The 9,925-nt window shown below is 44.9% G+C and carries 5 protein-coding genes and 2 pseudogenes; 4 read left to right on the top strand and 3 right to left on the bottom strand.

Annotated features, from left to right (window positions below; all coding sequences use genetic code 11):
• Nucleotides 1–289, bottom strand: a 289-nt coding sequence (locus H515_RS0109890) for an ISAon1 family transposase N-terminal region protein (RefSeq protein ID WP_028901762.1), incomplete at its 3' end; no start/stop codon positions are given.
• Nucleotides 290–351: 62 nt separating this feature from the next.
• On the opposite strand from H515_RS0109890, the pseudogene H515_RS13360 reads away from it, so the two are divergent.
• From H515_RS13360 to ccsA, 4 genes and pseudogenes are all read left to right on the top strand, one after another.
• Nucleotides 352–1,488, top strand: a pseudogene (locus H515_RS13360) (hypothetical protein); the annotation flags it as partial.
• Nucleotides 1,489–1,534: 46 nt separating this feature from the next.
• Complete coding sequence (locus H515_RS0109880) at nucleotides 1,535–2,719, top strand: imelysin family protein (protein ID WP_025877976.1); 1,185 nt, start codon at nucleotides 1,535–1,537, stop codon at nucleotides 2,717–2,719.
• A 109-nt stretch (nucleotides 2,720–2,828) separates the two neighbouring features.
• Entirely contained in the window at nucleotides 2,829–4,415 is a 1,587-nt protein-coding gene (locus H515_RS0109875) for a di-heme oxidoredictase family protein (protein WP_025877974.1), read from the top strand.
• A 41-nt stretch (nucleotides 4,416–4,456) separates the two neighbouring features.
• Nucleotides 4,457–6,700, top strand: a complete 2,244-nt coding sequence (gene ccsA / locus H515_RS0109870; RefSeq protein ID WP_443931586.1) for a cytochrome c biogenesis protein — start codon at nucleotides 4,457–4,459, stop codon at nucleotides 6,698–6,700.
• A 325-nt stretch (nucleotides 6,701–7,025) separates the two neighbouring features.
• Here the strand turns inward: ccsA and H515_RS0109865 are convergent, their stop codons facing one another.
• Together H515_RS0109865 and H515_RS0109855 are read right to left on the bottom strand one after the other, a co-directional pair.
• Nucleotides 7,026–8,606, bottom strand: a complete 1,581-nt coding sequence (locus tag H515_RS0109865) for an NAD(P)/FAD-dependent oxidoreductase (RefSeq protein WP_025877972.1) — start codon at nucleotides 8,604–8,606, stop codon at nucleotides 7,026–7,028.
• Nucleotides 8,607–9,253: 647 nt separating this feature from the next.
• Nucleotides 9,254–9,925, bottom strand: a pseudogene (locus H515_RS0109855) (relaxase/mobilization nuclease domain-containing protein); the annotation flags it as partial.

The raw sequence follows: 9,925 nt of genomic DNA, 5'->3' as shown, positions 1-9,925 counted from the left end.
AAGCAATGGGAAGGGTAAAACTCTTGCCCGTGCGCAAATCCGTCCATCGTCTGCGACGAATTTTCAAGATCACCTTATGGCCTCGAATAGGGAAGTCGGTTATATTAACTGCTTCCATGAACCCCTTGGACTCGAAGGTGGCATTACCTGACAAAGTCTTGTCCATACGTTCGTCAAGACTAATATGAAACTCAGGTCCAACCTCGCAGACAGAAACGATAGTAAAATAATCTAATATTTGAGAAGGCAAAACAAGAGTTGCCAAGGTGCGTAACATTTTTTCTTCCATAATGCGAAGGTCGGAATTATTAAGATAAATAACAAATTATTCCCCCATTGATTTTCTACTGAGCCGATAATATCAATCGCTATAGTAAAGCGGAAAGGTATAAAGACGCCAAGAGTAGGGGACAGACCGATTTGCCACATGTGGTGCTGATGTTAGGTTATGACTTTGGTAAAGGTTGGTCGATGAATTCTGAAATAGAGTTTGAGCATGGCGGAACGGAGAGTGCCATGGAAATGGAGGATGAAGAGTTCGGCGAATGGGAAGGTGAGATAGAGCGAGGAGGAGAAGTTGCGTTGGAGCAATTCTGGATTCAAAAGTCATTTTGCCCCGAACTGAATATTCGTGTGGGGCATGATATCGTGCCCATAGGTTATACCAACGCACATCATACACCCAACGAATTCTTTACGGTCTATCGACCTGAAGGTGAAAGTCAGATCCTTCCCTGTACATGGCATCAGACTGGAATCTCGGTCTGGGGACGTTGGAAGTTTTTGCGTTATCAGTTTATGCTCCTTCCGGGTCTGAACTCATTGATGTTTAGCAAAGACCAATGGATAAAGAATAGTGCGGCCAGTGCGTTTGAGTTTACGCCGTCCAACAAATATGCCACAGCTGTCCGTTTTGATTTCTATCCCATTCGGGGATTACGTTTGGGGTTGAGTGGTTATTATGGACAATCATTCAATAATACGCTACAGAGTGATGAACGTGGTAAATATAAAGACGTGAAAGGCACCGTTGTTATTGGGTCGTTCGATTTTAATTATCAGGGTCATGGCTGGCGCGTTCTTGGAAACTTTGACTATGGTCATCTTGGAGATGCCGATATCATTTCCATCTACAATCGTTCGCAGAGTTCGTCTTCGCCTTACAAGCGTACACTTGTGGGTGATCGTGCTCATGCAGCCAGCATACAAGTGGGATACGATGTACTGAACTTGTTCCCTATGCTGCGCAACAAGAAACAGCAACTTTACTGCTTTGGAGCTTATGAACACTATGATGCTTATCATCCGGTGAAAGGAAACAGTGATTATGAATGGACCGATCGCCAGCGTATGGCATTAGGTATTAACTATTTTCCTATGAAAGAATTACAAGTCAAGGCTGAATACAGTAAGCGTTTTCTCAAAAAGCAATTCAACGATGAACCGAGTGTTTCCTTAGGCATTGCTTATGCAGGTTTCTTCTTGTAAGATACATCTTTAACTAACCATTTATACATAATAAATAAAAATGAGAATGAAAAAAGTTTTTAATTATGCTTTCTTGGCATTTCTTGCGTTATCTCTTTCAACAACATTTGTCTCTTGTAGCGATGAAAATGAAGATAAACCGTTGTCGCAGCAGGAAGAGCGCGATAAGGCTTATAATGAAATTGCTGATGCTTTCGTGAATAATACAGTGGTTCCCACTTATGAGCAAATGGCGCTGAAGGCTTCCGTCTTAGTGGAAGATCTGAAAACCTATCGGAAAAATCCGACACAAGACAATCTCAACAAAGCTTGTGAGGATTTTCTCCTCTCACGTCAATGGTGGGAACGCAGTGAGGCTTTCCTTTTTGGTGCCGCTTCTGATTTTGGTATTGATCCGCATATCGACTCATGGCCTCTCGACCTTCCTGCTTTGCAAAAATATCTTGCTACCGCAACGAATATCGAGGAACTCAATGGCGAAGACTTTGATATCGCTGCACGCACGAAACTCGGTCAGGAATTATTGGGTTATCATGGTGTGGAATACATACTCTTTGAGGAGGGAAAGCCTCGTGTCGCAGGTTCTATAGAAGATAAGTATTTGGTTTATGCTATTGCCGTAGCAGGCGATTTGCGAAACAGCTGCTGGCAACTCTTGACCTCATGGGCAGGTAAGGAATATGCGTCAAAGCTCGATGCAGATTTGGTGAAACACATCATAGAAGATGTAGAACTTCCTGTTACCGTAGGGGGAAAAGGTTTCTCGTATGGAGAGAATATCCTCATGGCAGGCAAACCTGGTTCTCTCTATAGTTCTTGGGTCAACGCTCTACAGTCCATCGTGTCAGGATGCAACGATATTTGCGATGAGGTGGGTACTTCAAAAATAGGCTCCGCACATACCGGTCAAGATATATCCTATATTGAGTCTCCATATAGCAGGATGTCGATCGAGGATTTCCATAACAATATTATTTCCGTAGAAAATGTTTACTATGGCGGTATTGAGGGTAAGCGTGGCAAAGCTTCCATGCACAACTATATGGCTAAGAATAACAAGGCGATGGATATGGAAGTGGTGAATGCCATCAAGGAAGCAAAGGATGCCATCAAGGGCATGAAAGCTCCTTTTGTTGAAAATTATAAGGATGCCAGCTGCGAGAAAGCCATGGATGCTTGTAAAGCTTTAGATGAGACGCTCAGTAAACTCAAGAGCGCACTGGAAAAATAAGTGAATGAGGTTTCTCAGAACCCTTCACCCAATAGGTTGAATTTATCAGGTGGGTTGTTCATATCATTATGATGACCCACCTTTAAAAAGTATAACTATGAAAAAAAGAATGAAGAAGAGTACATCGTTTCTCTTTTTGACCACCATGACAATGATGTGGGGTAGTCTTGCCGCATGTCATGATGATGTAAATTTGCCTACACCCAATCCGGGTGAAAAAACAGAGTTGGCAGACGAGTGGTATGCCGGTGGAAAACTCGGCACTACTTTCAATGCGACTGCCAGTGCATACGAAGATCCGACTCCTGCTATAGAGGAAGCCGGATTAGAGTATCAATTTAAGATGGGTGAGTACTTCTTTGAACGTCCGTACAACTCCAGCACTCGTCCTTTCAATGGGCGAGGTCCGCTCTATTCACGTCCCTCCTGCGAGAGTTGTCATTGTGGCTATGGTCATGGTTGGCGCATTACCCGGTTTGATCCCAAGCAATGGGGCAATGCCACAGAACTTGAGATATGTAATTCCGATGGAGACTTGCTGTCGTTTTTCAGTCCAAAATTTCAGGGCATGCCTCCTTTCAAATCTTATCTTGACCCGGCAAAGGTTAAAATCACATGGAAAGAGTACGTCGATGATTGGGGTAATGCTTTTCCAGATGGTGAGCATTATAGTCTGATTTATCCGGAGGTTGAAATACCAGAGGATGGTTACTATGTGAAACCTTCACATAATGGCAAACCGGTTGATGTAAAAGACATTACAATACGTCTTAAAAATGCCATTCCTTTCTTTGGCAATGGTCTTATTGGCGCCATTGATGACGACAGTTTGCTGCTTCAGTGGCAACGCGAAGAGGCACACGTCCCACTCGACCCAACTCGGTTTAAGAATGGTCAGTGGGCAGCAATCGATCCCATAACGAAGCTTCCCTTCCGCTTTGGACATTTCCTTGACTTAAGTACTTTTACATGGGATGTGCAACATTGGGCTAATTTCAATGTAACTCGTAAGGGGCATACCAGCATCAATGTAACGAAGGAGTATGCGCTTACTGCCAGCAAGGATCCTGAAGTGCAAAAAGTTTTTTATAAATATTATCCAGAATGGAAAAAGACGGGTAATCCTGAGAAAGACATTTATAATTATTTTATGAGCGATGACCACCCCATTGAAATGAAGGATGGAGATTACCTGAATTATATGGTTTGGCTTCGCGGACTTGCGGTTCCAGCAGCTCGCAATTTGGATGACCCTGCTGTTCAGAGAGGTAAGCAGCTCTTTACGGAGATTGGATGCGCAACTTGCCATCGTCCAATGTGGATAACAGGAAACGACTTGTTCAAATATCCAGGTGATCTTAATTTTACTCCCAACGATGCTCGCTTGCCACATTATCCGAAACAAAAGATATGGCCTTATACTGATTTAGTGTCTCATCGTTTGTACATGAAGAATGATGTGCGAAAAGGATGGATACGCACACCGCCCCTTTGGGGAAAAGGACTGATGAAAGTCTGCACGGGACATGATGATCGTCTTTACGATGCTCGCGCACGTAATGTCATAGAGGCTATTATGTGGCATGGCTGCTCTCGTGAAGGCGGTGTGTCTCACGCACGTTGGACCACTAAGAAATTCCGTGAATTAAAAAAGGAAGACCGACAGGCCATTGTGAAATTCATAGAATCCATATAATACTTGTCAGTCAGTCCATCTGTTGAATCCACGTAGATAATATGATTTCTAACCATCGAATAAGAAAAACATTGACTTACCTTTCTTTTGGGCTGTTAGTCTTGACTGTCTTAGTCTTGACTACAGCCTCTTTCGTGGAGAAAGTAGTCGATACGGAAACGGCTCATCATTGGTTTTATGGCTCCTTGCCTTTCATTGTCCTCTGGCTGCTACTCGCGATAGTGGCATTGGTAGCCATGCTTGGAGCTTGGAACATGATGCGCCGTCCGGCTCTGCTTTTATTTCATTGTTCTTTTGCTTTCATTCTTTTGGGTGCGGGACTTACCCACTTCTTTGGGACACAGGGCGATATGTATCTCTATCGCGGACAACCTGTTTCTTCCTTCACCACCTCAGATGGCAAGCGAGAGCCACTTCCCTTTACCGTAAGGTTGAGAAAGTTTGAAATTGTTTATTTTCCCGGCACACAGTCGCCTATGGATTTTGTGAGCAGAGTTAGTTTCGATGGAGATGGCGAACAGCAAGTGTCCATGAACCACATAGCGCAGAACCAGCATTATCGGTTTTATCAGAGTGGCTACGACTTGGAACGCGAGGGGGTGCATCTCTCGGTGGCACACGATCCTTGGGGCATCTTCGTTACCTATATTGGCTATGCATTATTGCTTTGTGGCATTCTTGCATTGCTCCTTCACCCGAAAGAGGGCTTTCGTCATGCGTGGCGTAACGTGATGAAATACGGTAATAGTTGGATGCTTGTGTTAGTTCTGCTATTATCTCTTCCTTTGCGAGCTAACGACAAGTCACTTCCGAAAACTTTGCCAACGGCACAAGCAGAACGTTTCGGTAATCTTTATGTCTATCATAATGGACGTATATGCCCCATGCAGACGTTGGCAAGAGATTTCACCACCAAACTCTACGGACACGACCGCTATAAGGGTTACAGTGCTGTTCAAGTACTCGTGGGATGGATGCTCTATCCCACTGATTGGGTGAATCAATCCATGATTAAAGTGAGTGGGCACAAAGTGAGAGAGGCGTTGGATGCCAAAGGAGCTTACGTGTCTTGGCGTGAATATATGGATGACACCAATCAATTCAAGTTGGCATCCTTGGTGGAGGAGCTGAACCGTGGCGTGCTGAAGGGAAATGAAGCCAATGACGTCTCGGCAGCCTATGAGAAATATAATATTATAGCCTCGTTGATGTCGGGCAGTGCTGTCAGGATGTTTCCCATCAGTACAAATGGCACTTTGAATTGGGTGGCGCAGGGCGACCGGCTGCCGGAGACTCTTCCACACGATGAGTGGCTCTTTATCAAGCGTTCCACTGACTATATCATGGAATTGGCATTAACGAACGATTATGCCGGTTTGGATGAAGTGCTCGACAAAATAAGACTTTATCAACAGAAAAAGGGTGGCGCATATTTGCTTTCTGCCACTCGTTTTCGAGCCGAACAACTCTATAATTCCTTACAATTTTCACTGCCGTTGGCGGTGTTCCTTGTTTTGCTCGGAGTGGTTTATTATGTTCTTGTGGTTCGGAGCTGGTTGAACAATCATTCTATGTCTCCCCTTGTTCGGCATTGTGGACGTTGGCTTCTACTCTTGGCAACTGTGTTTTTGTCCACTGTGATTGTTCTTCGCGGTTATTCCGGTGGGTATATACCACTCTCCAACGGTTATGAAACCATGCAGTTTATGGCTTTTTGCGTATCGCTCATCGCCCTGCTGCTGTGTCGTCGCCTATCTCTCTTTATGCCTTTTGGATTTCTGATGAGTGGTTTGGCTCTAATGGTGTCAATGATGGGAGAGAATAATCCACAGATTACCACTCTCATGCCTGTATTGGCATCGCCATTGTTGAGCTTTCACGTGGCAATCATTATGTTTGCTTATTCGTTGTTAGCCTTTTTGTTTTTCAATGGCATTACGGCTTTGGTGTTGTGGCATACAGAAAATGGAGTTCGGCTTGCCGATCGATTGTCCGACCTTAGTCGCCTGATTCTCTACCCAGCTGTATTCCTACTTGCCTTGGGAATATTTATCGGTGCTGTATGGGCTAATGTTTCATGGGGACGCTATTGGGGCTGGGATCCTAAAGAAACTTGGGCATTGATAGCTTTGATGGTTTATGCAGTAAGCTTTCATAGAGCTTCACTTCCGGCTTTTCGTCGTCCCATCTTCTTCCATCTCTATTTGGTGCTGGCTTTTTTGACAGTATTGATGACTTATTTCGGCGTAAACTTCTTATTGGGAGGGCTTCACAGCTACGCATAGTGGTATGGATACATGCCGGTAGGTCTGTTTATTCAGATAATCGCTCCCTCGGGTGAATGTTTTCTCCACTGTGCCAACTTTCTTTTCTCTCCTTCTTTGAGATTTAATAAGGGCTAAGCTGCTTTCCGCTACTGGTCAAAAAGTTCTTTAATCGTATGACCGATTAACTGTCTGCTCGGTACATTCCCACACTTCCAACACTGACTAGTTTGTTGGTATTTTCCTTCTGTTCAACTTTTACATAGAAGGCTATCTTTGCGAAGTACGACAAAACCTCTGGCCGACAAGCAAATAATCCGAACCAGCTCTTATGTCTGAATTAGGCTCAAAGTGAACTGCCTACATATTCTTTTGCCATTTCCGCACACTTCTCACCATCAATACCGGCACTCACAATGCCGCCAGCATAGCCGGCACCCTCGCCACATGGGAAGAGGCCTTGTATGCGTGTGTGCATGAATGTCTCACGGTTGCGGAGAATGCGAACGGGAGAACTCGTGCGAGTCTCGCTTGCTATCATCGTGGCCTCGTTGGTAAGGAATCCATGAGCTTGTCTCCCAAAGACTTTAAAGGCTTCTTGCAACCTGCTGGTTATGAGCGTTGGCAACCAAAAATGCAAGGGGCTGGAAATAAGGCCTGGCGAATAGCTTGAAGATGGCAAATCGTAGGAAAGTCGATTGTTGACGAAATCTGCCATTCGTTGTGCCGGAGCCGTTTGTCTCATGTTTCCCTGTTGCCATGTGTCGCGCTCCACTCGCTCTTGGAATGTCATCATTCGGAGCAGGTCATCGCCCTCAATGTCTTCGGGGTTGATTTGCACCACCATGCCCGAATTTGACCATTTCGAGCCACGGTTGGCTGTACTCATGCCGTTGGTGACGATTTGTTCAGGCCCTGTTGCCGCAGGAATGACGAATCCACCGGGACACATGCAAAACGAATAGACACCACGTCCCTGTGCTTGTGTCACAAACGAGTATTCGGCAGCCGGCAGATACTTCCCCCTGCCATTCTTGCTATGATACTGAATCTGGTCGATAAGTTCCGAAGGATGTTCCAGCCGGACGCCCACAGCTATTCCTTTTGTTTCCATCTCTATTTGCGCCTCGGCAAAATAGCGATAAACGTCTCTTGCCGAATGTCCCGTGGCGAGTATCACTGGTCCATGAAACGTTTGCTCGATCGGCTCATTGCTTTCGTGGGTTGATTCGGCAACGACGCCCAGAACTTTGTCGCCATTAAGTATCAAGGATGTCATTTTTGTCTGAAAATGCACTTCTCCACCACAAGCGAGGATGGTATTGCGCATATTTTCGATTACCTTCGGCAGCTTGTCGGTGCCGATATGTGGATGAGCGTCGGCCAATATGCTTGCAGAAGCTCCGTGCTGACAAAATACGTTCAGGATTTTATCAACCGAACCACGCTTCTTGCTTCTCGTGTAGAGTTTGCCGTCAGAGTTCGCACCAGCCCCTCCCTCTCCGAAACAATAGTTCGACTCTGGGTTGATTTTATGTGTTTTGGAAATAAGGGATAAGTCTTTATTCCGCTCACTCACATTCTTCCCCCGCTCCAGCACAAAGGGGCGAAGTCCTAATTCTATAAGTCTCAATGCCGCAAAGAGCCCTCCCGGACCAGCGCCGACGACTATAACACGTGGTGCAGAACTCACGTCGGGATATTCGGTCTTGACGAAAGCCTCGTCGTGAGGCACCTCGTTGATGTAAGCCCTCACTTTCAGATTCACGAAAATGTCGCGATGCCGTGCGTCTATTGAGCGTTTCAAGGTGCGTACATGGTTAATGGTCCTTGCATCCAGTCCTTTCTCCTTGGCGAGATATTCCTTTATATTCTGTTCGTTGAAGGCCACTTGGGGCATCACTCGAAGTTGGTATTCCTGTATCATAACTTTAAAATGGGCAATAATTCATGTGTGAAGGTCTGATTCGGTGAAAATCGCAGGCAACTGATATCGTTCTGTGAATGTTCCTACAGCCTGTTTCCCTCATACCTATTTTCACACAGCTACAAATTTACTCAAAATATTCGAAAATCATCATTCGTCACAAGATTTCTTCTTCAATTCTAATGGTCATTAGGACCTGTAGTGATTTTGTTTGATTGCCGATCAGTTAGTTAGTAGTCCTTTTGAAAACGTGGCGGGCTACTGCGAGAGAGCACGGCGGGAAAGCTACCGACAAGCGAATGAAATCAGTCAGGAAGCCATATTGTCATCATCTATTTGTGAAATTGCGGCTGATGAACGATTGAGGTCCAATCATTGCAGTGTGGTCCATGACAAACGGTATTCTGAAAGGTCAGCTTTTGCATGGCAAGATAATTCTTAAAATACAACTCATTGAAAATAAAGAAGTTACCATGTTGGCGAAACTAAATAGGTAACGATTTGGAAACGAGCGAGCTACTTGGCTTCGCTGTTTTTTGCCTAACAAAGAACGCTTGTTATTCTGTTTGCAAAGATAATACTTTGTTACCGAATAACAAGCATTTTTAATGAGATATTCTTCTTTCTGCATTTTGTTCAGGCGTGAGTTATAATCCCCTTCCACGTTTCTTCTTTCTGTTAGCTTGGTATCTGAGTTTGCGCTGCCATGCAGCTTCGGCATAGTCATTGCCTTGCGTAGTAGGTGTAATCAAATCGCCCAACCCTTCCACCACATTATCGACTGCACTAACGATGGTGTCTGCCACTGCACCAATGGGATTCTGCACTTGTGAGGTGTCATTGTCTCGTGAGATAGAGGAACGGCTTGGAGGTAAGAGCTGATAGCCTGCATCAGGTTGTTCTTTCCTTTCTGTCGGCTCTTGTACTGTTAGATGTGGTTTCCTTGATTCTTCCTTGTTGGTTGCTTCAAAGTTCTTCTGCAAGGAATGGTAGCCGAACTCCCTGCCGATTTCGGAAGCCTTGAAGGATTGCCCTGCGTATGAGAACTTCAAGCCATATACCTTGCCCTGCTTGTTCTTCATACGCTCTATGGTAATGCCGTTTTTGTTCAATTCATAAAGGAACATGGAATGCCCCGTGACGCCTGTTCCTTTGTACTTGTCAAGCAGGGCATAACAGATTTGCTGCACCTCTTTCTTGGTTTGCTCTCTCGTTGGACTTGCTTTTGTCTTTTGATATTTCTTTTCTGCCTTGACCTCCTTTGCAATGGTCAAGCCTTTCTCTCTGCTTATTTCTTCCGCCACTTTTGCTGCCCTATT

The sequence above is a fragment of the Prevotella corporis DSM 18810 = JCM 8529 genome, assembly GCF_000430525.1.
GTDB lineage: Bacteria > Bacteroidota > Bacteroidia > Bacteroidales > Bacteroidaceae > Prevotella > Prevotella corporis.
The sequence above is the reverse complement of the archived record's forward strand: the minus strand, read 5'-3'. Positions and strand labels throughout refer to the sequence as shown.

Excerpts from the sequence above, each read along its gene's own strand:
- H515_RS0109880 (WP_025877976.1), top strand. The coding sequence starts at position 1,535 with ATGAAAAAAGTTTTTAATTATGCTTTCTTGGCATTTCTTGCGTTATCT.
- H515_RS0109875 (WP_025877974.1), top strand. The coding sequence starts at position 2,829 with ATGAAGAAGAGTACATCGTTTCTCTTTTTGACCACCATGACAATGATG.
- ccsA (WP_443931586.1), top strand. The coding sequence starts at position 4,457 with ATGATTTCTAACCATCGAATAAGAAAAACATTGACTTACCTTTCTTTT.
- H515_RS0109865 (WP_025877972.1), bottom strand. The coding sequence starts at position 8,606 with ATGATACAGGAATACCAACTTCGAGTGATGCCCCAAGTGGCCTTCAAC.